Annotated in this window: 22 protein-coding genes; 10 read left to right on the forward strand and 12 right to left on the reverse strand. The window is 42.2% G+C overall.

All coding sequences use genetic code 11. The features are described 5' to 3' along the window. Nucleotides 1-109 precede the first annotated feature (109 nt). The 3 genes from ACNS8M_RS12070 to dxs all read right to left on the reverse strand — a co-directional run bounded on the left by ACNS8M_RS12070 (nucleotide 110) and on the right by dxs (nucleotide 5,288). Nucleotides 110-1,960 (reverse strand): DEAD/DEAH box helicase, encoded by a 1,851-nt coding sequence (locus ACNS8M_RS12070; RefSeq protein ID WP_168419186.1) that lies wholly within the window; start codon nucleotides 1,958-1,960, stop codon nucleotides 110-112. A 483-nt stretch (nucleotides 1,961-2,443) separates the two neighbouring features. After that, a complete protein-coding gene (locus tag ACNS8M_RS12075) occupies nucleotides 2,444-3,274 on the reverse strand; it encodes an inositol monophosphatase family protein (RefSeq protein ID WP_179989904.1) in 831 nt (276 codons plus the stop codon). Nucleotides 3,275-3,377: 103 nt separating this feature from the next. Beyond that, complete coding sequence (gene dxs, locus ACNS8M_RS12080; protein WP_168461818.1) at nucleotides 3,378-5,288, reverse strand: 1-deoxy-D-xylulose-5-phosphate synthase; 1,911 nt, start codon at nucleotides 5,286-5,288, stop codon at nucleotides 3,378-3,380. Between the two features lie 307 nt (nucleotides 5,289-5,595). Here dxs and ribA point away from each other — a divergent pair, with 307 nt between their 5' ends. Next, the gene (gene ribA / locus ACNS8M_RS12085; RefSeq protein ID WP_168419189.1) at nucleotides 5,596-6,198 is read left to right on the forward strand and encodes a GTP cyclohydrolase II; all 603 of its coding nucleotides are present in this window, start codon (nucleotides 5,596-5,598) and stop codon (nucleotides 6,196-6,198) included. Nucleotides 6,199-6,243: 45 nt separating this feature from the next. On the opposite strand, the gene hemN is transcribed toward ribA, so the two are convergent. Further along, on the reverse strand, nucleotides 6,244-7,617 hold the full coding sequence (hemN, locus tag ACNS8M_RS12090) for an oxygen-independent coproporphyrinogen III oxidase (RefSeq protein WP_168541567.1): 1,374 nt from the start codon (nucleotides 7,615-7,617) through the stop codon (nucleotides 6,244-6,246). Nucleotides 7,618-7,849: 232 nt separating this feature from the next. Between hemN and hemF the strand changes: the two genes are divergently transcribed. The 3 genes from hemF to aroE all read left to right on the forward strand — a co-directional run bounded on the left by hemF (nucleotide 7,850) and on the right by aroE (nucleotide 10,221). After that, entirely contained in the window at nucleotides 7,850-8,800 is a 951-nt protein-coding gene (hemF, locus tag ACNS8M_RS12095; RefSeq protein ID WP_168526374.1) for an oxygen-dependent coproporphyrinogen oxidase, read from the forward strand. A gap of 283 nt (nucleotides 8,801-9,083) precedes the next feature. Continuing rightward, a complete protein-coding gene (locus ACNS8M_RS12100; RefSeq protein ID WP_419224837.1) occupies nucleotides 9,084-9,290 on the forward strand; it encodes a hypothetical protein in 207 nt (68 codons plus the stop codon). Between the two features lie 142 nt (nucleotides 9,291-9,432). Then, nucleotides 9,433-10,221, forward strand: coding sequence for a shikimate dehydrogenase (gene aroE, locus ACNS8M_RS12105; protein ID WP_096901235.1), 789 nt, complete (start codon nucleotides 9,433-9,435; stop codon nucleotides 10,219-10,221). Nucleotides 10,222-10,321: 100 nt separating this feature from the next. Here aroE and ACNS8M_RS12110 read toward each other — a convergent pair whose 3' ends face one another. Then, complete coding sequence (locus tag ACNS8M_RS12110) at nucleotides 10,322-12,733, reverse strand: hypothetical protein (protein WP_419224838.1); 2,412 nt, start codon at nucleotides 12,731-12,733, stop codon at nucleotides 10,322-10,324. Between the two features lie 225 nt (nucleotides 12,734-12,958). Here ACNS8M_RS12110 and ACNS8M_RS12115 point away from each other — a divergent pair, with 225 nt between their 5' ends. Next, nucleotides 12,959-14,782, forward strand: coding sequence for an acyl-CoA dehydrogenase C-terminal domain-containing protein (locus ACNS8M_RS12115; RefSeq protein ID WP_096901237.1), 1,824 nt, complete (start codon nucleotides 12,959-12,961; stop codon nucleotides 14,780-14,782). Nucleotides 14,783-14,878: 96 nt separating this feature from the next. Here ACNS8M_RS12115 and hemW read toward each other — a convergent pair whose 3' ends face one another. Continuing rightward, a complete protein-coding gene (gene hemW, locus ACNS8M_RS12120; RefSeq protein ID WP_419224839.1) occupies nucleotides 14,879-16,033 on the reverse strand; it encodes a radical SAM family heme chaperone HemW in 1,155 nt (384 codons plus the stop codon). Between the two features lie 123 nt (nucleotides 16,034-16,156). On the opposite strand from hemW, the gene ACNS8M_RS12125 reads away from it, so the two are divergent. The 4 genes from ACNS8M_RS12125 (at nucleotide 16,157) to ACNS8M_RS12140 (ending at nucleotide 19,862) form a co-directional block, all read left to right on the forward strand. Then, a complete protein-coding gene (locus ACNS8M_RS12125) occupies nucleotides 16,157-16,621 on the forward strand; it encodes a DMT family transporter (protein ID WP_419224840.1) in 465 nt (154 codons plus the stop codon). Nucleotides 16,622-16,666: 45 nt separating this feature from the next. Then, complete coding sequence (locus tag ACNS8M_RS12130) at nucleotides 16,667-18,022, forward strand: MATE family efflux transporter (protein ID WP_419225339.1); 1,356 nt, start codon at nucleotides 16,667-16,669, stop codon at nucleotides 18,020-18,022. Between the two features lie 152 nt (nucleotides 18,023-18,174). Continuing rightward, nucleotides 18,175-19,473: an ABC1 kinase family protein gene (locus ACNS8M_RS12135; protein ID WP_168419196.1), complete on the forward strand. Its 1,299-nt coding sequence runs from the start codon at nucleotides 18,175-18,177 to the stop codon at nucleotides 19,471-19,473. Between the two features lie 134 nt (nucleotides 19,474-19,607). Next, a complete protein-coding gene (locus ACNS8M_RS12140) occupies nucleotides 19,608-19,862 on the forward strand; it encodes a type B 50S ribosomal protein L31 (RefSeq protein WP_096901241.1) in 255 nt (84 codons plus the stop codon). Nucleotides 19,863-20,006: 144 nt separating this feature from the next. On the opposite strand, the gene crcB is transcribed toward ACNS8M_RS12140, so the two are convergent. From crcB to ACNS8M_RS12160, 4 genes are all read right to left on the reverse strand, one after another. Then, complete coding sequence (crcB, locus tag ACNS8M_RS12145) at nucleotides 20,007-20,384, reverse strand: fluoride efflux transporter CrcB (protein WP_104852609.1); 378 nt, start codon at nucleotides 20,382-20,384, stop codon at nucleotides 20,007-20,009. Nucleotides 20,385-20,475: 91 nt separating this feature from the next. Further along, nucleotides 20,476-21,858, reverse strand: a complete 1,383-nt coding sequence (locus ACNS8M_RS12150) for an IS200/IS605 family accessory protein TnpB-related protein (RefSeq protein WP_419224841.1) — start codon at nucleotides 21,856-21,858, stop codon at nucleotides 20,476-20,478. A gap of 4 nt (nucleotides 21,859-21,862) precedes the next feature. Next, a complete protein-coding gene (locus ACNS8M_RS12155) occupies nucleotides 21,863-22,462 on the reverse strand; it encodes an IS607 family transposase (protein WP_419224842.1) in 600 nt (199 codons plus the stop codon). Then, nucleotides 22,462-23,103: a hypothetical protein gene (locus tag ACNS8M_RS12160; RefSeq protein WP_096902615.1), complete on the reverse strand. Its 642-nt coding sequence runs from the start codon at nucleotides 23,101-23,103 to the stop codon at nucleotides 22,462-22,464. The genes ACNS8M_RS12155 and ACNS8M_RS12160 overlap by 1 nt, the downstream gene beginning before the upstream one ends. Before the next feature lie 239 nt (nucleotides 23,104-23,342). Between ACNS8M_RS12160 and ACNS8M_RS12165 the strand changes: the two genes are divergently transcribed. Next, complete coding sequence (locus ACNS8M_RS12165) at nucleotides 23,343-23,675, forward strand: HopJ type III effector protein (protein ID WP_168418502.1); 333 nt, start codon at nucleotides 23,343-23,345, stop codon at nucleotides 23,673-23,675. 148 nt (nucleotides 23,676-23,823) lie between these two features. On the opposite strand, the gene ACNS8M_RS12170 is transcribed toward ACNS8M_RS12165, so the two are convergent. Both ACNS8M_RS12170 and ACNS8M_RS12175 read right to left on the reverse strand, forming a co-directional pair. Then, on the reverse strand, nucleotides 23,824-24,234 hold the full coding sequence (locus ACNS8M_RS12170; RefSeq protein WP_419224843.1) for a protease inhibitor I42 family protein: 411 nt from the start codon (nucleotides 24,232-24,234) through the stop codon (nucleotides 23,824-23,826). Nucleotides 24,235-24,243: 9 nt separating this feature from the next. Beyond that, a complete protein-coding gene (locus ACNS8M_RS12175) occupies nucleotides 24,244-24,810 on the reverse strand; it encodes a hypothetical protein (RefSeq protein ID WP_419225340.1) in 567 nt (188 codons plus the stop codon). Between the last annotated feature and the right edge of the window lie 72 nt (nucleotides 24,811-24,882).

Genomic DNA, 24,882 nt, shown 5'->3' on the forward strand with positions numbered 1-24,882 from the left:
ATAAAAACATGACACAGTATACATTTTATTCAGACGGAAAATTATTTTTTAACATAAAAAAACCGGTGATCAACACCGGTTTTCTTTAAGCTGACGCTTCAGATAACGCTTAGTCGTTAAATTTACGACGTGGGCGATCAAAACCACCTTCGCGGCGTGGACGATCTGAATTGAACTCACGACGTGGACGATCTTCGCCACCAAATGAACGCTTAGGACGATCATCAAAAGAACGTGGTTGACGGTCACCAAAACCACCTTCACGACGTGCAGGACGATCACCAAAATCACGTTTTGGACGATCACCAAAGCCACCTTCGCGACGAGGTTTATAGTCTACGCGGTTGCCACGGTTGTCATCATTCGCATCAAAGCGTGGTTTATCGTTGAAACCACCTTCGCGACGTGGACGGTCTGAATTAAATTCACGACGCGGACGATCTTCAAATGAACGTTGTGGACGGTCACCGAAACCACCTTCACGGCGTGGACGGTCTGAATTAAATTCACGGCGTGGACGGTCTTCAAATGAACGTTGTGGACGGTCACCAAAACCACCTTCACGGCGTGGACGATCTGAGTTGAACTCGCGACGTGGGCGATCTTCACCAAATGCAGGACGTTCACCACGTGGTTTGTCATCGAAGCTACGACGTGGACGATCATCACCACCTTCACGACGTTTAAAGTTGCTTTCGCCTTCAAAACGACGACCGCCACCAAAACCGCCACGACCACCGCGACCGCCATCACGACGACCACGACCACCGTCACGACCAGAACGTGCTGGTGGTGGAGATGGCTCTAAGCCTTCAATTTCAGAAACGCTTAAACGTGCATCCAAGAAATCTTCCAAAGCACGGATTTTGCCACGCTCACGGTAAGTTGCCAAAGTAATGGCATTACCGGTACGACCCGCACGACCTGTACGACCAATACGGTGTACATAGTCTTCATTTTTCATTGGTAAACCAAAGTTGATCACGTGAGAAATCGTTGGTACGTCTAAACCACGTGCTGCTACGTCAGTTGCAACCAAAATTTTTGCACGACCTTCACGAATGCTACGTAAACGACGGTTACGTACAGTCTGTGGCATTGCACCGTGTAGAGCAACGACAGAGTGACCTGCTTCAGCCAATTCTTCAGCCAACATGTCGGTATCTTCTTGAGTCGATGCGAATACAACCGCTTGGTCTACACCTTCATCAGACAACCAGTGTGACAATAATTTTTTCTTGTGCTCAAAGCCATCTGTCCAGTGTAAAGTCTGGGTGATGTCCATGTTGGTTGAGTGACCTGTTTCAATTGCAATACGCACAGGTTCATTCATCATACGTTCTGCAAGCGTGATAATACGGCTTGCAAAAGTAGCAGAGAACATTAGTGTTTGTTTACGGTTAGCAGCCAAGTCGCTAATGGCTTCTAGGTCTTCAGAGAAACCTAGGTCAAGCATACGGTCAGCTTCGTCTACAATTAAAGCATCAACTTTATCGAGCTTAATTTGACGACGGTTCACCAAGTCAAGTAAACGACCTGGAGTCGCTACAACCACTTGTGCACCTTTTAATTGTTGGATTTGCTTACCAAAAGGCATACCACCCATAATTGCTGCAATACGTACACCTTTCATGTGACGTACAAATGCAATCGCATCTTGGCTCACTTGTTGCGCCAACTCACGTGTTGGGCAAAGTACCAAAATAGATGGCTGAGTAATGGCTTTCATGCGTTCTTTAAAAGGAACGAAAGTATCTTGGTTAGCAAGCGCGTTTAAAGTTGGGAGTAAGAACGCAGCAGTTTTACCAGAACCTGTTTGGCTAGACACCAATAAGTCTTTACCTTCAAGTGCCGCTGGAATCGATTGTTCTTGAACAGGAGTCGGCGTAGTAAAGTTCAAGCCTTCTAAAGCTTGTTGTAAAGATTCGTGTAAAGAAAAATCAGCAAAAGTTTTGCTCATAGAGATTTTCACCCTGAAAATGGGTGCTCCATTAAAATAAAGTCAGATGGACATCGGCAAAAAGCGGTACAGCAATTATCGCTGACAATGTAAGATTCAGCGGCGATCCGAGTAACGACGATGTGATATAACGCACGCATGATTACGGCTTAACCTGAAGGAATCGCTTTAGCGATTGGGGCGCGAGATATCGTCCTCTCTTTGGACCGCACGCGCATACACAATGATTAGAAGAGAAATGTTCAGGTAATGAACAGAAATTAAGTGCGTGGGCGGATTATAGCAGGATTATTTTAAAAGTCACCTTATTTAATCTACTTTTGCATTTTTTTGTGTAAACCTTGATATATCCTGCTTTTTAGCGAGTATACCCACAATCAAAATAGATCTTAAATTAGCTATTTTAGACCAGTTGATAAAAGAAAAGCCCTCAAGATAGAGAGCTTTACTCATTTTTACGACGGCGTAGATCGTGTGATCTGATTATTTAGCCGCGTCACCCCAAGCAGGTACAACGGCTTTCATAAGTGGTTTTAACATTTTCATTGAACATGCCAAAACTTGACCATTTTCCATAGAGTCGCTGCCACCACGTGCATCGACTACTGTACCACCCGCTTCTTTCACAATCAGCTCACCAGCAGCAATATCCCACGGTTTTAAGCCAAGTTCAAAATAACCATCTAAACGGCCTGCAGCCACATAAGCCAAGTCTAAAGCGGCAGAACCTGCACGGCGGTATTGCGCACCAGCTTCGGTTACATTCAATAAACTTTCAAAATGGTTTTTGGCATAAGAGATGATTTCACCATCACGCTTGGCACGATAAGCATGCCCAACGGCTAAGAAAGTGTTTTCTAGGCTGTCTTTTACATTTACACGAATACGACGCTGATTCATCATCGCACCACGGCCACGGCTCGCAGAGAACAATTCATCTTTTACAGGGTCGTAAATTACACCGTGCTGCGTTACACCTTTGTGTTGTACCGCAATAGAAATACAGAAATGAGGGAAACCGTGAACGAAGTTTAAAGTGCCATCTAAAGGATCAATTACCCAGCACCAATCGGCATCATGGCCTTTGCCTTCCTGCATGCCAAACTCTTCGCCCAGGAAGCTGTGATTTTTATAACTTTTACGCAAAGTATCAATGGTCAATTGCTCTAGGTAACGGTCTACACGCGTTACAGGACCATCAATCCCTTTTTCTTCGACTTGTAGATCGAGTTTATGACGATTCTGATGCGCTTTTAAAAGCTCTTGACCAACTGTTTGAGCCGCACGCGCAGCCATCACCACCATAGGTTCCATTGAACACCCACTACAAATTTGAAGAGATTGATAAAGAATAATGCATGAAAGCCCCAACATTTTAACAAATATTGAGGCTTTTGGGGAAGAAGTGTTGCTAAATTTAATTCAGTACAGACTGCTGCACGTGCTGCCAAGTTTTTTGCATCGATTTTTCAATGCCTTGAGCGTCTAGACCTGCTTGCTGCAACATTTGAGCATGCGTCGCTTGTTGCATAAAGCTGTCTTCTAAACCTAAATGAATGATCGGTTTGACAATCTGTGCTTTGGCCAAGTATTCACTTACTGCGCTGCCTGCACCACCCATAATTGCATGTTCTTCTACGGTCACGAATAAAGCGGTACTTTCAGCAATATCAGACAGCAGTTTTTCATCCAACGGCTTCACAAAACGCATGTTCACCACACGTACTGCGACCTCATGCTGTTTGGCAAAGGCTTCGGCTGCTTCAACAGCCGCCTGTACACGACTACCAAAGGCTAAAACAGAAACATAGTCTTCATACTGCGTATTGAACTGTGCCACAATTTCCGCTTGCCCTAATGGAATTGCGGTCATTTGTTGCTGAATTTCAACACCTAGGCCATTACCACGTGGGTAACGCACTGCTGCAGGACCGTTGTATAAATAGGCTGTATGCAGCATCTGACGACATTCATTTTCGTCTTTTGGCGCCATAATGACGATATTCGGTACAGTACGCATATAGGCATAATCGTATGCCCCCGCATGGGTTGGGCCGTCTTCACCAACCAAACCTGCACGGTCAATACCAAAAGTCACATCTAGATTTTGTAAAGCCACATCATGAATGAGTTGGTCATAACCACGCTGTAAGAAGGTTGAATAAATTGCGACCACAGGCTTTAAGCCTTCACAGGCCATGCCTGCAGCCAAAGTCACTGCATGCTGTTCGGCAATGGCAACATCAAAAAAACGTTCAGGAAATTGTTTGGCAAACTGTACCATGCCTGAACCTTCACACATGGCTGGTGTAATGGCCAATAAACGTGAATCCTGTTCGGCCTGATCACATAACCACTGTCCAAACACATCGGAATATTTTGGTGCTGCAACAGGCGCAGCTTTGGCATGGATTTTAGTAATCGCGTGATATTTAATTTGATCGGCTTCTGCAGGAGCAAAGCCTTTGCCTTTTTTTGTGTAAACGTGAATTAAACGTGGGCCTTTACGTTTTTTCAGGGCATTAAAAACTTGCGCCAATTGTTCAACATCATGCCCATCGAAAGGGCCGAAATAATCAAAACCGATGGCTTTAAATAAGTTGTCTGCAGCTTCGGTAGCAGCACAATGCAAACGTGAGTTGTACGTCCACTTCGGATGTGGCTGCACGTAGGCTTCACCTGTTTCACTCACATGAACGGATTCACCACGTTCCCAAATTGCAGCAAGGTGTTTGGCAAAGCCGCCTGTGCTGCATGAAATAGACATATCATTGTCATTCAGCACCACCATCATATCGGCCTGATGCGCAACTGCATCATTCATGGCTTCAAAGGCCATCCCTGCCGTCATAGCGCCATCACCAATAATTGCTACCACTTCACATGGGTTTTGCTGATAACGACGTGCCAATGCCATCCCCAAACCTGCAGAAATGGCTGTTGAGGAGTGACCCACACCAAAGGTATCGAATATAGATTCTTCACGTGCAGGAAATGCCGCTAAACCATCTTTTGCGCGAATGGTCGTGAGTTGTTCACGGCGTCCTGTCAGTGCTTTATGCGGATAAGCCTGATGACCGACATCCCAAATCAAGCGGTCTTTTGGGGTATTAAAACAATAATGCAGCGCAACGGTCAGTTCGATCACGCCTAAGTTTGCGCCAAAGTGTCCTCCACTTTGACCTGCGGCATACAAAATGAATTGACGTAACTCATCTGCCACTTGTGGAAGCTGGCTTTGCGCGAGTAAACGTAATTGCTGCGGATGGTCAATCGCATCGAGCAATGGTGTTACAGGGCGTTGAGTTGGAATTTCTGTATACAGCATATGTGGCAAAGCCTTCTAAAGCCTGGCAAATCCTAAGCTAGGTCAATGGGAATTACTCGATCATATAACCGAATGGTATCACCTTCAATCAGCCACATTTCTAGCGGTGTAGTTTTGAGCAATGATTTCAGTTGGGCACACGTTGGGTGCGTAGATTATCCTGAATAATCTAACTATTTATCAACCATTATCGTGTGCTTTATACAAAAAAGAAAATCTTCTGTATAAATTCGTGTTTGCTATTCTACTAATGTCTGAGCATTACGCTATACTTTAAACAATTTATCGACTATTCACGAGTTAAACAGTGCCGATTAAGTTTGTCGCAACCTCACGATTACCGACTGCATTTGGTGAGTTCAAGATTACGGTATTTCAAGATCCTGAAACTGGCGAAGAACATGTGGCATTATCCAAAGGTTTAGACACCGCACCTAGCGAACCTGTTTTAGTACGCATCCACTCAGAATGTTTAACTGGCGATGCTTTCGCGTCTTTGAAGTGCGATTGTGGCCCGCAGTTACAAGCCACTCAGCGCCTGATTAATGATGCAGGACAAGGGGTGATTTTATATTTACGCCAAGAAGGCCGTGGCATTGGCTTGACCAATAAAATTCGTGCTTATGCCCTGCAAGATCAAGGACATGACACAGTCGATGCCAATTTGATGCTGAATTTACCTGCCGATGCACGTCGCTATGATATGTGCAGCATCATGCTAGATCATTTGCAGGTCAAAACTGTGCGCCTAATTACCAATAACCCGTTGAAAATTCAAGCATTGCAAGAACAAGGGATTACGGTGGTAGACCGTGTACCACTCACTGTGGGTTTGAATCCATTCAATGAGGAATATTTGCAAACCAAGCATGAACGTATGGCGCACATGTATGATAAAGGTGACTTCTAAGTCACCTTTTTTAATTAGGGATGCCGCAATTTAGAACTGATTTACTTAAATCGTCATCGAAAAAATACGGTTATTTGGCATACGGCGTTTTAAGCGCAAATCAAAGGCCATACAAATATTGCGCACAAAGGGTTTGCCTTTTTCCAAAATTTGAATGTGCTGATCTTGAATCGACAGCAATTCATCTTCTTGCATTTCTTGCAATTGCTGCAATACCTGCTCAATTTCTGCAAAGTTCAGTTCGGGATTAGCCCAAGAGGTTTCAAAGCTGCACATTAAATTCAAAATATGCTGACGAATCACCAAATCTTCCCGATTCAGCACATGCCCTTTAAACACAGGAATCTCGTTGCGCTCTAAACGCGCGTAATAATCTTCAATACTTTTTTCATTTTGGGCAAAGCTATACCAACTGTCGCTGATTGATGAAACACCTAAACCAATCATGACCTGTGTTTTAGATGCGGTATACCCCATAAAGTTACGATGCAAACTGCCATTTTTAAATGACTGGTACATACCATCACTGGCTAAAGCAAAGTGATCCATGCCAATTTCATGGTAACCATGTGCCAAGAGTCGATTTTTGCCTTCTTCATAGCACTGACGTTTTAATTCATCTTTAGGCACATCTTCATCTTTAAAACCACGTTGACCATTACCTTTAATCCAAGGCACATGTGCATAACTATAAAATGCCAAGCGGTCTGGCATTAAACGATGGGTCTGTTCAATGGTATTCAACACATCATCTAAATTCTGAAATGGCAAACCAAACACTAGATCATGCGAAATAGAATCATAGCCAATTTCACGCGCCCACTCGGTCACACGTTGCACATGCTCAAAAGGCTGCAGTCGATGAATAGCACGTTGTACTTTTTCATTGTAGTCTTGCACACCATAACTAACCCGACGAAAACCCAAATCATATAAAGCCTGTAAATGCTCACGAGTGGTGTTATTGGGATGCCCTTCAAAACTAAATTCATGTTGATCAGCCACTTCAGCTTTAGCCAAAATGCCCTGAATCAACTGCGTTAGGTGTTCCACTGAAAAGAAAGTCGGTGTACCGCCGCCCAAATGAATTTCTTTAATAATTGGTGTAGCTTTCAGCAACTGACAATACAAGTCCCATTCTTTTAATACCGCCTGGATATAAGGCTGTTCAACCTCATGCCTCTTGGTAACCCGCTTATGACAGCCACAAAACGTACATAAACTTTCACAAAATGGCAGATGAATATACAGACTGATACCTTCACTGGCATTGGATTCATCAAAAGAACGCTTCAGGGTTTGCTGCCATGCCTCTGCTGAGAATGTTTCGTCATCCCAATATGGCACGGTTGGATAACTGGTATAGCGTGGTCCAGGCACATTGTATTTTTGAATTAAAGAATTTGCCTGCTGTGTCATCCCATCTGCCTCATCCAGTGAATTAGCGCCCTGCAAAATTTGCTTTGGCCTGCAAACTATTGTGCTGAGCTTATAAGTGGAAATCAACCTAGTCTTTTGCTCGGAATACTCTGGATAAAATGCTCTATTTACCTCATTCACAGATTTGCTAAGACAATTCAGACAAAGCGCTTAATTTTTACAGGCTTTTATGTTTTGATGTAAGCCATTTTATTTTTATGCTGAGGTGGCCATGTCGCATCCTACTCACGCGGATATTCAGCGGGTACGTGAATTTCTTCTCGATTTACAGGCGCGAATTTGTGCGGCTTTAGAACAACAAGAACAAGCAGGTGGCGGAAACGCACAGTTTGAAATTGATGACTGGCAACGTCCTGAAGGTGGCGGTGGTCGTTCCCGTGTCTTACAAAACGGTACGGTGATTGAAAAAGGCGGGGTGATGTTCTCACACATCAACATCTCCAAACTACCAGCCTCTGCAACAGAACGCCATCCGAATATTGCAGGTGCACCTGCGCAGGCGATGGGCGTGTCATTGGTGATTCACCCGAAAAACCCGAATGTGCCAACTTCACATGCCAATGTGCGTTTATTTGTCGCTGAACCCGAAGGACAGCCGCCAATTTGGTGGTTCGGTGGTGGTTTTGACCTGACACCGTTTTATCCAAATGACGAAGATGTTTTGGCATGGCACCAAACTGCACATGATTTGTGTGCCCCTTTTGGTGAAAAGGTTTACGCAGAACATAAAAAATGGTGTGATGACTACTTTTATTTAAAGCACCGTGATGAACAACGTGGTGTCGGTGGCTTATTTTTTGATGACTTGAATCAATGGAACTTTGAAACCTGTTTTAACTATATTCAGGCTGTTGGCAATGGTTATTTGGAAGCGATTCTGCCAATTTTTGAACGTAACCGTGACAAAGCCTATACTGAAGCACAACGCGAGTTTCAGCTTTACCGTCGCGGGCGTTATGTTGAATACAATCTAGTCTATGACCGTGGCACCTTATTTGGTTTACAAACAGGTGGACGGATTGAGTCAATTTTAGTGAGTTTACCGAACTTGGCAGGCTGGTCGTATCGTCCTGAATGGGCGGAAGATTCAGCAGAGAAAAAACTCACTGACTACTATTTAAAACCTCGCGACTGGTTAAATCTCGAAGCCAGCTCACTGTAGAAAAGATCACATTCAACTTCTAAAAAAGCGATTCCTCCACGAATCGCTTTTTTGCTTACAAACTTTATCGCTTATTTTCAAATCAATAAATATGCACAGCATCAATTAACTGTCATGATGTTGCGGATGGACTTTAATAGACGATGTGACTGCGCACGCGACTCTACGATGCAACCAGACATGAATAAAAAAATTCATCATTCAAACAGACTGCATCGCAAGCTTATTCATCAAACTGTCAAAGCAACATGACAAACTGCGCCACATCTGTCAGGAGATATCCATGCTGCACACATTCACCAAACCCAAAATTATTTTATTTTGGTCTACCTTTGCCATTTTAGTTGGCTCAATTTGCATGACTTTTATCTTTGAAAGTCATCTATCACATGGTTTGGCCATTAGCAGCAGTATTTTGGCAGGCATTGCCATGTTTGTGACTGCAGCAATTTTAGTTTTGGAAACAGTGCTCGCCATTTGTAATCCTTAACCCTTCCACGCGTTTATCTTCCAGCTAAAATTTTAGCGCTTTCACAGCAGTGATAGCCACAGGTTTTTATTCTGTGCAACGCTTCAGTCCACGCCCAATTTCACGTATATTGGTCTGCATTTCAGCATCTGGATTTTGGCACATGCGCAAACAATTTGCCGTGATTGGCAACCCAATTGAACAATCTCGCTCTCCTGAACTGCATCATGCTTTTGCAGACAAAACCGGTATTCAACTGCAATACAGCAAACGCCTTGCCCCACTGGATGGTTTTCGTGACAGCGTGCAGGACTTTTTTGCGCAAGGTGGTGTCGGTATGAATGTGACCGTGCCATTTAAAGAACAAGCCTTTGCTGAATGTGGCGTATTGACCGAGCGTGCCAAAATTGCCAAAGCTGTCAACACCTTATGGATGCAAGATGGTGTTCTACATGGCGACAATACCGATGGACAAGGCTTAGTCGATGCCATTACCGCATTGGGCTGGAACTTAAAACAAAGCGACATTCTAATTATTGGTGCGGGTGGTGCAACACGTGGTGTCATCTATCCATTGGTTCAAGCAGGTGCGAAGAAAATCGTAATTGCTAACCGTACCCTTGCTCGTGCAGAACAACTGGTTGCCGACTTACAAGCTGCTGTGCCACAAGCCAAATTACAGGCCATGGCACTAACCGATTTAACAGGTCAATTTGATTTGGCCATTAATGCAACCTCTGCCAGTTTAACTGGGGATGCCTTGGTACTGCCTGAAAGTTTGCAATTCAACTCTGCCTATGAAATGGCATATGGCAAAGCATCTAGCTTTTTAGAACAAGCCAAAGCACGTGGCGTACCCACTTCCGAAGGTTTTGGTATGTTAGTTGGACAGGCCATTGAATCTTTTTATATTTGGAATGGGGTGAAACCTGAGTTAAAAGATTTTCTCTAAATCATCATTCAAGAAAATAGCCCTTTAGCATCAGCAAAAGGGCTATTTTTTGAACTGGACAATCTTGTATAACCATGACTGCCCATTTTTTATGCTCGGTTTATTTCACATATTTCTGCATATCTTCATACACATCCATATAAATTTCATAATCAATCATTTCAGCCTGTTCTAAGCTCAAAGACTGAATTGAACTCTGACTCATTTTACCTTTTTGATGATCAATATAAGTTTGACCTAAAATCTGTGCCGTTTTCTTTAAACTAGCGAGATCGGGCGTATCCCAAGTATAAGCAGCTTGATACAACTTTTGATATTGCTGCGCAAACATCTGTTGTGGCTGTTTATACTGTTGTTTGAGCTTGCGCCAGTCCAATGCCACTTTATTTTCATCGACGGCATCTTCAGTCAAATTATTAATATGACGACCAATGGCGTTATTAAATTGTACATCTTCCTGCAAATGATGCTTGGCTTGCAGGGCTTCAATCCGTTTGAGTGCTGCACCTTGCGGGTCATAGTAGCGCTCGTCACTAAACCAATAGGCATAGACTTCTGCCATTTCCTGCAAAGTTTGCGGACTTAAGTTTTTCACCCACTCACGCTGCTCTGCTGCCATGTGCACTAAAAATAAAGTCTGATAAGTTTCACTAAATGAACCTTTTTGTTGATAGGTCTTTTCAGCCAATTGCTTTAATTCATCGGTATAACTGAGTGTAGCTGTGATGGCTGCCTGCTCACTGGCTGCCGTATCCTGTTCCAGACTACGACCTAAATTTTTCACCCATTTTTCTAAAATAGAATCTTTACTGACTTCTTGAATAGACTTTGCCTGACGCAATGCTGCACGGTCTATCTTATTAGCATTTCCATAATTGGAAATCTGCACATCATTACGCACATGAATAGTGCCATAATTTTCACGCTCAAATTGCAGGGCATAATCCACTTTTGCGGCACGCCCCTGATCATCTAAAGCCACATCAATTTGAATGGGTGTTTTTTTACGTGCATCAGTCGTGTTCATAATCTGCTGAATTTCAGCCTGATGTTTTTGCCACAACGCTGCAAAAGCTGCTGCATCGACCAATTGTTCAGAACGGTAGGGTTTAAAAAGTTCAGCCAGTTTTTCTTGCGGGGTATTAAAATGCGCCTCAAATACCGATTCTGCCTGTGCAGCACGGCTTTCGGTGAAGGCTTTTAATTCATAAGCATACGCACAATAGGTCAAATCACCCACTTTGGCTGTTTTGGCTGTTTCAATAAGACGCTCACAATCTTGCTCACTTAATATGTTTTCTTCTAATGCAGCCGCATTTATCGCCTCTTCGGCTGCCTGAGTTGCTGCATCATAAGCCTCTGAGGATGCTGCTTCTGTCACCACTGTTGAATCAGCAGCCTCATCTTCCTGATTTGATTCAGTCTCATAAAACTTCTGGCTGACCAAATTACGCAAGGCGACCGCTGCTTGATACGCTACGAAGCCTTCTTGGCTCATGCCATAATCTTCAGCCGTTTCATTTTGTTTTAAATATTCTTCAGGACTCAACTCTTTGGCAGGTGCATCTTGAGCATGCTCAGACGATGCATTAGCTGCCACTTGCTCCGTAGCATCTTCTGTTGCTGCTGCCTGCCCTAACACGGTCTGCTGTAAATACGGCGCATTGACATGATCAAACATCGACAACTGCAGCATCATGTCTTCTAAGCTGCTGCTATAGCGGATTTTTTCACTGAATTTCTGTTGGCGCTCTGCCGTAGTTAAATTCACTTTTTGAATTTGTTGGGAACCTGCCAAAACATAAGGCACTGCGTTTAATGCTTTTAAATACGCTGCAAATTCCTTTACCTTCACCCGTTCAATGTCTGACTTATATTTAGAAAAGTCGACATAGGCAAAGTCATTTTGGCTGTCTTTATTGACCAGATACGGCAGCAATGAAAAATAATTGGTATAAAACTTGTACTCATTAAAATCAATCACCATCGGTACTTTCATTTGTACCAACAGCGTCGGTTTTTCATAACGGGCTGCCACATTTAAGGCTGCTATTTTTTGGTGATAATGTACCGATCCGTCATAGTCAAACTGTGTATCGTTCAGCACATTTAACATAAAATCAAAGGGATTAGATTTTCCTGCAACACCCAAAACATCAGATGCGCTGCGCTGCTCCTTTGCCATAGCCGCATATAAATTTTGCTTTTCTTGGGTACTTAAACGAATTTTTTGCTGTTTTAAATGTTGATCTACCTGCTTTTTGAGCGCTGGGTCTAATTCAGCAGGCTGTGTAGTCACTGTTTTAGAGGGGCTATCCTGTTGTTTGGCTTGCACGCGCAATTGACCTTGAAAGTCATAACTTGGCGTTTCAAAAATGGCATTTAAGCCAGTCACAGCTTTTTGTTCTAAGGTCACCGCCTGATTGGAATTGGTCTTTATGACATGCTGAGAACAACCTGTTGCCGCTAAACTAAAAAGACATAAAGATAAATATTTTAATTGTACCTTCATTGGTAAACACCTTATATTCATTATAGATTGGTCTATTCAAACGCACAGATTATGATACATTCTAACATAGTGTTCTATTCATATTTTTAGGTTGAAAAATTTTCATAATTCGCATTTCTGACATTTTTATTCGCTATTCTTATCAATGTATTTTGACCATGAGTGTGAATAATCAACATATCGATACAGATAATCCAAAACTATTTCTAAATTAGGATTAAGACTATGCCAGCATATAAAGCCCCATTACACGATATTCGTTTCTTAATGAACGAAGTGCTTGATTACCCGACCCATTACAAAAATCTTTCTAACGGTGAACTTGCAGACGCAGATACAGTCGATATGATTTTAGAAGGTGCAGCAGATTTCTGTGAAAATGTACTTTCTCCACTCAATCAATCTGGCGATGAAGAAGGCTGTCATTTTGAAAATGGCGATGTAACTACACCTAAAGGCTTTAAAGAAGCCTATGACCAATTTGTTCAAGGTGGTTGGCAAGGTCTGTCTTACCCTGAACAGTACGGCGGTCAAAACCTGCCTATGTCACTTAACCTCATCAAATCTGAAATGATGGGTACTGCCAACTGGTCATTCCAAATGTACCCAGGTTTAAGTGTGGGCTGTATCAACACTATTATGCAATTTGGTACTGAAGAGCAAAAAGACACTTATTTACCGCACTTGGTAGCGGGCACATGGTCGGGCACGATGTGTTTGACTGAACCACAATGTGGTACTGACTTGGGTCAGGTCAAAACTAAAGCTGAACCTCAAGCCGATGGCACCTATGCTATTTCAGGCACCAAAATCTTTATTTCTGCAGGTGAACACGACCTGACTGAAAACATTATTCACATTGTTTTAGCACGTCTTCCAGATGCACCTGCGGGTACGAAAGGTATTTCGTTATTTATCGTACCGAAGTTCTTGCCGACTGCAGAAGGCGCTGTGGGTGAACGAAACCCTGTAACTTGTGGCTCTATTGAGCACAAAATGGGGATCCGTGCTTCTGCAACTGCGGTCTTAAACTTTGACAATGCGGTGGGTTATTTGATTGGTGAACCAAATAAAGGCTTACATGCCATGTTTACCTTTATGAATACCGCGCGTATTGGTACAGCAATCCAAGGGATTTGCCATGCAGAATTGGCTTTCCAAGGTGCTTTACCGTATGCCAAAGAACGTATGTCTATGCGTGCACTTTCAGGTAAAAAAGACCCTGAAAAAGCAGCTGATGCAATTATTCACCATGCCGATGTACGTCGTATGCTGTTGACTCAAAAAGCAGTAGCTGAAGGCGGTCGTGCCATGATTTATCATGCTGCACAATTGGCAGACAAAATGAATGATGCCTTAATGCGTGGCGATACCGCTGCCTTTGAAGCACATGATGACCATTTAGGTTTCTACACTCCTATCTTAAAAGGCTTCTTGACTGAAATGGGTTATGAAGCAGCCAACCACGGCATGCAAGTCTATGGCGGTCATGGCTATATTAAAGAATGGGGCATGGAGCAAATTGTACGTGACTCACGTATTTCAACACTTTACGAAGGTACAACTGGTGTTCAGGCACTCGATTTGATTGGTCGTAAAGTCTTATTAAGCTCTAAAGGCAAAGTGATTCGTGACTACACAGCTGAAATTTTAAAATTCTGTGGTCAGCACGCACGTAATAAATACATGCGTCGTTTTGCATGGGACTTGACTAAGCTATGTGCACAATGGAATGCATTAACCGTGCGTATTATGTTGGCAGCACGTAAAGACCGTGACATCGTTTCTAGTGCTTCGGTTGATTTCTTGATGTTCTCTGGCTATGTGATGATGGCTTATTTCTGGGCGCAACAAGCGGCTGTCGCTTCAACCAAATTGGCAGAAGGTAATGGTCAGGAAACACCTGAATTCTATAAAGCCAAAATCAAAGTTGCCGATTTCTACTTTGAGCGTTTATTGCCACGTACCCAAGGTCATGCAGAAGCAATGGTAAATCCATCTAAAACCATGACCGCTTTAGCACCAGAACATTTTAGTTTTGATTACTAAAATTTTCTAAGTAGAAGCAAATAAAAGAGCGCAATATGCGCTCTTTTTTTTATTTACATCACAATATCTCAGATCTGAATCTTTTTCAGCCACGCATCAAAGAAACGCTTCCAATACCGAGTTTAAAAACACATGCCCTTGCTCGGTACATGCCAGTCGGTTTGGATCATTCTGCAATAATTGACGCTGACGCAAAGTGCCTAAAATATCCTGCATATCGGCTAAATTTAAACCTGTACGAGCAGCATACAGTTTTGCATCTACCCCATCATTCAGGCGCAGCGCATTCATCATAAACTCAAATGGCAACTCTTCTGCGCTAATCGCTTTAAACTGCAAATGCTCTGCAGGCACTTTGGCTAAATAATCTTTTGGCAAACGGGTTTTCTGGAAACGATACACCCCATCAGGCAAAGTCACTTTGCCATGTGCCCCGGCCCCAATCGCTAAATAATCGCCAAATTGCCAATAATTTAAATTATGTGCAGACGGCAGCTCTTTACGCCATGCCGAGACTTCATAATTCACAAAACCTTGCGCAGTTAAATAAGCTTCACCCTGTGCCTGAATCTCTTCCAAAACATCATCTACAGGTAAAATTGGCTGCGTGCGGAAAAATACCGTATTCGGTTCAATGGTCAATTGATACCATGAAATATGTGTTGCACCGTGTTCCACCGCCAGTTTTAAATCTTGCAGCGCCTGTTCTAGTGTTTGCTCAGGCAAGCCATGCATTAAATCTACATTAATACGCTGAAAACCTGCTTCACGTGCCAATGCAATCGCAGAAATTGCATCATCATTGGAGTGAATACGCCCTAATTTTTGTAAATGTGCTGTATTAAAACTTTGCACGCCTATCGACAGACGGTTAATTCCTGCAACCAAATAATCTGCAAAAGGATCATGCTCAACAGTACCTGGGTTGGCTTCTAAAGTAATTTCACAGCCATCTTCAAAGGCAATCAGCGCTTGCAATTGTGTAAATAACCATTGATAACCCTGTGCAGAAATCAGTGAAGGCGTGCCACCACCAATAAAGACACTATGAATTTTTCGCCCCTGTGCAAACTGGGTTTGGGTTTTAAAATCTTCCACCAAAGCCTGTAGATATTCCTGCTCCAAATCTAGACTCAGCTTGCCGTCAGGCACAGCATGCGAGTTAAAATCACAATAGGGGCACTTACGCACACACCACGGCATGTGAATGTATAAAGACAAAGGAATATCTGCGGGTATTAAGGGCTTCAAAGCAAGGCTCAGTGCAAAATCAGAACAGTGATACAGATTTTAACATGACTACAGCAGGACACCGCTGTATTCCCTACAATTTGCTTTAGACTAGAAAATCACCAATAAGAAAAAAGCGATAAAATGATGAAGGTTTCCAGTCAACTATTCTTACTTTTGCCGCTCGCCATGGGCATTGGGATTGCCATGGCTTTCCAGACCGCAATTAACAGCCAATTGCGGGAATATTTATATTCTCCGCTACAAGCTGCCCTTTTCTCTTTTTTGGTTGGTACAATAGTTTTAGCCATTTTGGTTTTTTTCCAACAAGTCGAAAAACCTAGCTTCAGTACCTTGCAACACATTCCATGGTATTTATGGATGGGTGGATGTTTAGGAGTTTATGCAATTAGCATCAGTATTTATAGCGCGCCAAAATTAAGTTTGCTCACCTTATCAGGGGTGATTATTTTTGGGCAAATGCTCACTTCTATGCTAATTGATCATTTTGGGTTCTTGGGCACGGAAAAAGTCAGCATTAACTGGCAACGTCTTTTAGGTAGCGTGGTGATTTTTATTGGTGTGCTTCTCACTTTACAACGCTCATAACCAAAACGCTAAGCACCTCATGTATTGAGATTTTTTGTGTCAAAAATGAATTCTGTGACCAGTACCCGTTTTGAGTTAAAACAACTGTTTCAGCTCATGATTCCAATTTTGGTCACCCAGTTTGCCCAAGCAGGTCTAGGGCTGATTGATACCATTATGGCAGGCCACATGTCTGCTACCGACTTGGCCGCTATTGCGGTGGGGGTCGGGTTATGGATGCCCATTATGCTGCTGTTTAGTGGCATTATGATTGCCACCACACCTTTGGTGGCAGAAGCCAAAGGGGCACGAACCCCTGAAAAAATTGCCACCATTGCCCGCCAGTCCTTATGGATTGCCTTTATTTTAGGCGTGATTGCAGGCCTGATTTTACAGTTCATGCCTGCTCTGCTGCCTGTGTTTGGTGTGCCTGAAAGTTTACAACCCAAAGCAGGCTTATTCTTACATGCCATTGGCTTTGGTATGCCTGCCGTAACCATGTATGCCGCCTTGCGCGGTTATTCTGAAGCATTGGGCTATCCACGTCCCGTCACGGTCATTAGTTTGCTGGCTTTGGTCTTGTTGGTGCCTCTCAACTTTATGTTTATGTATGGATGGGGGCCTTTGCCTGAATTGGGCAGTGCAGGCTGTGGTTTTGCCACCGCAATTTTACAATGGCTCATGTTCTTTAGCTTAGCCCTGTATATTTTTAAAAGCAGCGCCTATCAAAGCACTCAGGTTTTTAGTCAATGGGAAACGCTTGACGCGATCTGGATCAAGCGCATTTTGCTGCTTGGCATGCCAATTGGTCTGGCAATTTTCTTTGAAGTCAGTATTTTCAGTACCGCCGCTATCGTCATTAGTCCTTTGGGTGAAACGACATTGGCTGCACATCAAATTGCCATGTCCGTGACTTCACAACTGTTTATGATTCCCATGTCGTTGGCAATTGCTCTGACCATTCGCATTGGTACCTATTATGGCGAACAGAACATTCATGCCATGCGTAAAGTACAGGTATTGGGTTTTGCCACCGCTACCCTGTTTGCATTTTCCACCATGGCACTGATGTGGTTTTTCCGCCCTGAAATTATTTCTATTTACAGCAATGACCCGCAAGTGGCGCAAGTCACTTTATATTTATTGTTGTTTGCTATTGCTTATCAACTCATGGATGCTTGGCAAATCAGTGCGGCAGGTTGCTTACGTGGTATGCAAGATACGCAAGGCCCAATGTGGATTACCATGCTTGCCTATTGGGTCATCGCCTTTCCAATTGGCGTGTATTTAACCCGTTACAGCAGCATGGGTGCTGCAGGCGTGTGGGTCGGGTTGATTGTCGGTTTAAGTATTGCCTGCGTGTTACTCTTAACCCGTTTATATTTTAATAATCAGCGACTGGAACGCCAGTTTGCCCAATAAACACAGCCCTTAAACATACTCCAACATACCGAAATACCTTTTGGCATGTTGGGGTTGTCATCCAAATAAATGCATTAACAATTAAAAGTAGGCATTTTGCTCACGAACACTTATGATCAAAATACAGTAAAGATGATCTTGAGGAACATCGCATGGCAAAAACGGCGCGTACACCCGGTCGTCGCTTTATGAAACTGGCGGGCATGACCGCAAGTATTGCAACTAAAACCGTATCGAATTCAATTAAAAACCTGACAGCTGATGAACAACAAAAAAATGCGGCACGCAGCCAATTGTTTCAAGATATTGGTGTCCAAATTGCCAATACTTTAGGTGAAATGAAAGGCGCAGTCATGAAAGTTGGGCAAATTGCCTCACAATATAAAGACATTTTTCCGCCTGAAGTCGCTAAAGCCATCAGTAAATTACAACGCCAAGCGCCTGCTATGCCTTTTGCCGAAATTAAAGCACAAGTTGAAAAAGAACTCGGTAAACCACTCGATAAAATTTTTAAACACTTTGATGAAACGCCATTTGCAGCCGCTTCGATTGGACAAGTGCATAAAGCCATTTTGCCCAATGGCGAACAAGTGGTGGTTAAAGTGCAATATCCAGGGGTGGATGAAGCCTGTGAAAGCGACCTAAAACAAGTCCGTTTAGCCTTGCGCTTAATGGGTGTGTTAAAAATAGACCGTAAATTGCAAGACCGTCTGTTTCAGGAAATTCAGGAAAGTTTAGACAATGAACTGAATTATCAAATCGAAGCACAAAACCTTGAAGTAGCACGTACATTTCACGCAGCTTTGGATGATAAAATTATTATTCCACAGGTTTTCAAAGACTATTCTTCACGGCACATTTTAACCTTAAGTTTGGAACAGGGCGAAAGTATTGAAACCGCCAGTACATGGTCACAGCGCACCCGTAACACTTTGGGGCGACGCTTACTGCGTGCTATGGGCCAAGAAATCTTTTATTTAAAACGCTTCCATTGCGACCCGCATCCAGGCAATTTTGCCTTCCGTGAAGACGGTTCGGTCATTATTTATGACTACGGCGGTGTGAAAACTCTGTCGAGCGATGTGGTACATCATTTTAGACAACTGATTCATGCCGCACGTGCACAAGATATTGCCGAAATTGAACAGCATTTAGATGCGTTGCAGGCAATTTCTGCACGAGGTAAATTCCCTGAAGATCTATATCATCAGTGGCTAGAAGTGTTGATGCGCCCACTAACCACACATTATGACTTTGCAGAAAACTCTGCCCACCATGATGGGGTTGAACTGGTCAAAAGTTCGCTGAAATACTGGGATGTATTCAAACCTTCGCCCGATACCCTCATGGTGAATCGTACCGTATCTGGACATTATTGGAATCTGATTCATTTAAAAGTGCATGACAATTTAAATGATATTTTTGAAGAGTTGGTTCCATCACGAGACTAAACTCAGCGTTTCACTGAACAAGGTGATGTTAAAAATAAAGCCCAGAGATGGGTTTTATTTGCCAAGATTAACGTTATGTTATAACATTTCTTTAAATAAATTTATCATCTCACCTTTTTGTTCGGAGAAATCCTATGCGTCCAGATATCCATCCTGAATATCGTGAAGTTTTATTCCACGACACCAATGCCAATGCCTACTTTGTTATTGGTAGTACCCTGCAAAGCAGTCAAACTAAAGAGTATGAAGGCAAAGTTTATCCTTATGTGACTTTGGATATTTCTAGTGCTTCACATCCGTTCTATACAGGTGAGCAACGTCAAACCAGTAACGAAGGTCGTGTGGCGAGTTTCAATAAACGTTTTGCACGTTTCAAACGCTCACAATAACTTCATATTCAGTTAAGTTTTCTATTTTATAGTTTAATCATAGCCCAATTGCTTAGCGCCAAGCTGAGCAGTTCTCTATCTTCAAAGCCCAGGCACTCTCCTCCAGCTTGGGCTTCTTTTTATCTGAAAAGCAAATATAGGCAGTTAATGTTTTAAAACTTGTTGAATACTATAAAAACCTACAGCCAGAAAAATTACGCCCAAAACCACGCTCGACATGGCATAGCCAAAAGCCAAACCGTGCTGTCCCTGTCGCAACAATTGCCAAGTTTCCAACCCAAAACTAGAAAATGTGGTAAAACCACCTAAAATTCCAACCATCAGCAATAAGCGGGCTTCCTGCTGCAACACAGGATATTTCTGACTCAATGCAAAAAATACACCCGCCAAAAAGCAGCCAAACAGATTGACCGACCACGTTGCCCATGGAAAATGCTGTGCCGATTTAAATAAATACAGGCTTGCGGCATAACGTAAACTTGCCCCCAATGCACCGCCAATTGCCACCAATAGCCAATTCATCTGTTCTGCTGTCCTTTTTGCGGCTATGTCGTGTATTTCTCACAGCCATAATTTTTAGTCACACGTGATCTCACTGTTCCTTAAAATGTAGTCAAACATAGTCAAGGACTAATTCGCACTCTGTTAATGTCTTGTTGCCAAGCGTGTAACTAGAGCCTGAGTCGGTCAGTTCCGACTTGTAGCGGTCAGTCCGTTCTTGCAATATACGCTTTACAGTTTTGTAAGGCGTATAACGACTTATCTCATTGTCATTTAATCTTGCAAGCACGTTTCTCGCAGCATTCCAATCAGCTTGCACAACTTCCCCATTAAAACGATGAAAACGATCTCCCTTACGTGTACCTATTAAAAGGCCATGCAAGAAAGAATCACTTTGCGAAGTATATGCAGAATTGACTAGATGCACCGTAGAACCTCTACGGTGAGATATAGAAGTTAGGGCATTAGCTAACAAACCTTTAGCCCATGTATTTAAGCGTCTATTGGTGTTTTTGCCATAGTTGCGTTTACTTTGAATTGGGGATGTTAAATCTTCCGCAACAATCACTTTGGCTTTATCAACCAACTTGTGAGTTGCTGTAAATATTAATGTTTTGAGCTTTGCTTTTTGAGTATCTTGTCGCTTATCTAGTTTTTTTCGACCTAGATTATTTAACTCAATTTTCTGTTTCTTGTGTGGTTTGGCTTTAGAAATCGCTCTGAGCTTGTTTCTGTGCTTGTACTTTTGATTTAAATAATCTGATTCACTTGAGATCAGCTTGCCTAGACCACTCCCATATACATCGCCATCAGAGTCCACAAAAGCTTCTGAGTACCCTTTATCAACACCTACTGTTTCCTGACCACAATCTTGTGTTTCAACTGCATCATAGGTTGAATGAACTTCAATATTGCCATTTTTTAGAATAATTCTTAATGTGCCTTGCGGTGCAAAATCAACAGTCGTATTTAATGGGATTTTAATGGTTTGTCGAGGGATTAGGCTTGGTACTTTAAGCCAACATTGACCATTTAACTCAAAGGTTTTACACATATCCGCACGAACAATAATTTGATTATGTGTGTGATTAACACCATGCTTAAAGTGATTACGCATTTGACGATGGAGGAAATTATCAGTCATCCATTCATCTTTTTTAAGCAAGGTGTATAGTCTTTTTTGTTCATTATTACAGGAGGTGCGTTTTCGGATCGCCTGCTTTACTTTGTCTTTTGATGCTTCTCGATAGGCTTTAATATCACCTACGCAATCACGTAGCGTTTCTTTCCACGCATTTGCAGAAACACCAAAGTCACGACTTTCTTTCATCCACGCATCACGAATAGCTCTGTCACTGATATTCAAACCTGAAATAGCACCATATTTAGCCCACACCTCGCTACGAATACGACCAAGTAAAACAGCTTGTTTCTCAAGCTGTTTGTACTTTTGCACATTCAAGTTTTTACAATGGTGGATGCGTGTTAGTTTCAAAAAGTTATTCCTTACTATTCACTAATTCTTTAACTTTTTCTTTGTATTTTCTTAATCCGTAAAGTCGAGAGGAAAAACAATGAATAATCGCTAACAAGTCTTGTGTTACTTCTTCCGTTGGGGAAAGAGATTCTTGATTCATAATAATAACTTTACAACCATGTCTTTCAGCAAAAGATTCAAACCACTCAAAACCAAAACGCACCAAACGGTCTTTGTGAGCGATGACAAGCATTGAAACTTTACCCATTTCAATATCAAGAAAAAGCTGATTGAATTTCTTTCTTTTATAATTCAAACCACTTCCAACCTCTGACACCCAATCATCAACAGCATAGCCATTTACAGTACAAAAAGTTTCTAAAGCTGCCACCTGATTAGCTAAATCGGGCTTTTGAGCAACACTAGATACCCTTGAATAAACAATTACTGACGATTTAGCTTCCGTTGCTTTTATACCGATATATTCAAGGTATTGATCGTGCGTGTAGTATCTGCGATTTTTAGGATTTCGACATGCAACCAAAATACCTTCGGCATCCCATCTTTGTAGAGTTTTAACCGACTTCCCAATCATTTCACCGAATTTAGCAGGAGAATACATTAATCAATCTCCGCTAACTTCTTGAAATCCTCAAGTGTATAGTCTTTAAATATGGATTCATCACAATATATGGCTAGATCATTGTCTTCATCCCATCCACAGATAGGGCATGTATAAGGGGATGATGCGACTCCTAGCTGATTATATTTTAATAAAATATCGTCACAAACCTCATAAAGTTCTGAATCCTCATGATGATCAACAACTTCAAGGAAAATTAGTTCACTAATATTTTCTGCAAATTTTTTGTATTTTTCAGGCACTTCTAGTTGATATGGCTCTACTAAATCATCTAGTTTTTTAGCGCAAGCATCACCAAAAATCTCTAATAATTTTTCCTCATATTCTTGACAGCGCATACCCTGTCCTGAAACGTGAGTACATTCAGAAAAGCCTGTATTTGCATTAATAAAATCAGCATAGGTGGGGCATTTATCGGAGAGTGATTGATTTGTTTTTTCAGGGTACGAAGAACAATCATAGCCTAAATCTACAATATCGGTTTCATAGAAATCATTCTTTGACCACTCACCATAGACCCATGATGCAAATTCCTTAATAAACCCATCTTTATTTTCAGGGGATACAAAATAAGCAAGGTCTTGCTCTACTTTCTTTAAGCTTTCAGTCAAGTATTTCATTGCAAGTTTTTTTAAAATTCAATACCTAAATTGTATATGTTTGACTATATTTGTCAATATGATTATTTAATATCAATCACTCTGTATTTCAAGATATCTTGCCCGAAGCATCCATATCTTTGCTCAGATTTTACATCTTCCTAAATCACATAAGTTAAATACACGAAAAAGTTTTCCACTCAAAACCAAATTGCGCTAGTCTGCATATTATTTCAATTTAGGCACATGTGGAGGATGTCATGGCAAAAGAATTATTGGCTCAACTTGAGGCAGGCAGTGCAACATTTGCCGATGTGATTGCATTCATTGAAGCACACTATAACCACACCCCAACCGCATTTAAAAATGGACAACAAAACAATGCTGCCACTGAAAATCAGGGCAGCGCTAAAGTATTTTCTTTTGCTCAGTTAAAAGGTTTAGATCAGGCACAAACCCTCAGTTTGTTTGCAGAACACTATGCCTCGGTACGTGCAAACCTGACAGGCAGTGACCACCAAAACATTCGCCAGTTTATGCAACATGGTTGGGATGGCATCCGATTTGAAGGGCAAGCACTCAGCGCCAAATAATTTTGAGTATTTTAGTTTTAAATTTAGATAGGAAAGCCGTGTGATACTGATTATAAACAGCCTCACAAGGCTTTTTATTTTAAGAAATTATAGATTCTTTGCCGTTGAATCTAACAATGATTCGAGCTGTTTAGCATAATCAAACACATCAAGAAATACGCACCCGACATTGCCATTCTTGTATTGCGGTTTTTTCCCATGCTCGGGCATGTTTCACGTGGAGTAATTCCTGACCAGCCTTGATAGCCTGAAAATAAAATATTTTTTGTCCGCCTTGCCCTACTTGGGCAGAAGATGAAGCTTCAGTAGTGTGATAAATACTTTCTACATCAAATAACTTCAGCGGCTCTACCAAACTCCATTGATAGCCTGTGCTTAGGTTTTCATTCAGTTGTAATTCTAAAGTTTGCCCAACATCCATTTCTAACAATGCGGGACATTGCTGCTGTGCCGTAAATTTAAACGTTTGTCCATCAATGCTTGAATTCATACCTGTGCATGCACTTATGCCCACTGCCACAACACATCCACTCAAACACATGCGCAAATAGCCATTCATCACCCTGTCCTAACTTTTAACCTTTTCAATCCACTGAATTGAACTGACGCGAAATACCTCACAAGCACCATCCCCCGTATCGGCAGGGGTAAGCGATGATGTCCAGACCAAATCCTGATCTTTGACTTCCACCAACTCCCCTTTTAAACGCACCAAATCGCCACGTTTGACCTTCTTAATTTCTTTGGCAATTTGTGGGTTGGCAGGAATGATGTGCATATTGGAGACCATTTGCATGGCTTGTTCCGCAGGTACAGGCAAACGATCTATTTTCCAGTTTAAATAGCGGTCATATTGATTGACCGTGATATGACGGGCAATTTCAGGTTCAGCAAATAAACCCCAACTCACCGCATAATCAATTGGAGAAAATTTGGCTTGGGCATCATGTTGATAGGTTTTAGAACCCAAAATCCGAAAATCACCTTTAAAGGGTTGCAAGACTTCAATCGACTGACCTTTCACGACAGGTGGTAAGCCTTTGGCAATATTACGCTCAACCGAAGCATAGCCAGAACATGGCAAAGCCAAAGTCAACAATAATGCGGTCAGTTTGAGTGAAATATGCTTTTTCATCATGGTCATCAGCCCATCAAATTCATGTATTCAGCTTTTTATCTTAGCGCTAGATCATGAATACAATAGTTG

It is taken from the genome of Acinetobacter sp. A2 (genome assembly GCF_048537555.1).
Lineage (GTDB): Bacteria > Pseudomonadota > Gammaproteobacteria > Pseudomonadales > Moraxellaceae > Acinetobacter.

Bases quoted from the DNA above. Each gene is read 5' to 3' on its own strand.
- dxs (WP_168461818.1), bottom strand. From the start codon at position 5,288: ATGCTGTATACAGAAATTCCAACTCAACGCCCTGTAACACCATTGCTC.
- ACNS8M_RS12110 (WP_419224838.1), bottom strand. From the start codon at position 12,733: ATGAAGGTACAATTAAAATATTTATCTTTATGTCTTTTTAGTTTAGCG.
- ACNS8M_RS12070 (WP_168419186.1), bottom strand. From the start codon at position 1,960: ATGAGCAAAACTTTTGCTGATTTTTCTTTACACGAATCTTTACAACAA.
- ACNS8M_RS12170 (WP_419224843.1), bottom strand. From the start codon at position 24,234: ATGAATGGCTATTTGCGCATGTGTTTGAGTGGATGTGTTGTGGCAGTG.
- ACNS8M_RS12130 (WP_419225339.1), top strand. From the start codon at position 16,667: ATGAATTCTGTGACCAGTACCCGTTTTGAGTTAAAACAACTGTTTCAG.
- hemN (WP_168541567.1), bottom strand. From the start codon at position 7,617: ATGACACAGCAGGCAAATTCTTTAATTCAAAAATACAATGTGCCTGGA.
- ACNS8M_RS12175 (WP_419225340.1), bottom strand. From the start codon at position 24,810: ATGAAAAAGCATATTTCACTCAAACTGACCGCATTATTGTTGACTTTG.
- ACNS8M_RS12160 (WP_096902615.1), bottom strand. From the start codon at position 23,103: ATGAAATACTTGACTGAAAGCTTAAAGAAAGTAGAGCAAGACCTTGCT.
- crcB (WP_104852609.1), bottom strand. From the start codon at position 20,384: ATGAATTGGCTATTGGTGGCAATTGGCGGTGCATTGGGGGCAAGTTTA.
- ACNS8M_RS12115 (WP_096901237.1), top strand. From the start codon at position 12,959: ATGCCAGCATATAAAGCCCCATTACACGATATTCGTTTCTTAATGAAC.
- ACNS8M_RS12155 (WP_419224842.1), bottom strand. From the start codon at position 22,462: ATGTATTCTCCTGCTAAATTCGGTGAAATGATTGGGAAGTCGGTTAAA.
- ACNS8M_RS12125 (WP_419224840.1), top strand. From the start codon at position 16,157: ATGATGAAGGTTTCCAGTCAACTATTCTTACTTTTGCCGCTCGCCATG.
- ACNS8M_RS12100 (WP_419224837.1), top strand. From the start codon at position 9,084: ATGCTGCACACATTCACCAAACCCAAAATTATTTTATTTTGGTCTACC.
- ACNS8M_RS12075 (WP_179989904.1), bottom strand. From the start codon at position 3,274: ATGGAACCTATGGTGGTGATGGCTGCGCGTGCGGCTCAAACAGTTGGT.
- ACNS8M_RS12140 (WP_096901241.1), top strand. From the start codon at position 19,608: ATGCGTCCAGATATCCATCCTGAATATCGTGAAGTTTTATTCCACGAC.
- aroE (WP_096901235.1), top strand. From the start codon at position 9,433: ATGCGCAAACAATTTGCCGTGATTGGCAACCCAATTGAACAATCTCGC.
- hemF (WP_168526374.1), top strand. From the start codon at position 7,850: ATGTCGCATCCTACTCACGCGGATATTCAGCGGGTACGTGAATTTCTT.
- ACNS8M_RS12165 (WP_168418502.1), top strand. From the start codon at position 23,343: ATGGCAAAAGAATTATTGGCTCAACTTGAGGCAGGCAGTGCAACATTT.
- ACNS8M_RS12135 (WP_168419196.1), top strand. From the start codon at position 18,175: ATGGCAAAAACGGCGCGTACACCCGGTCGTCGCTTTATGAAACTGGCG.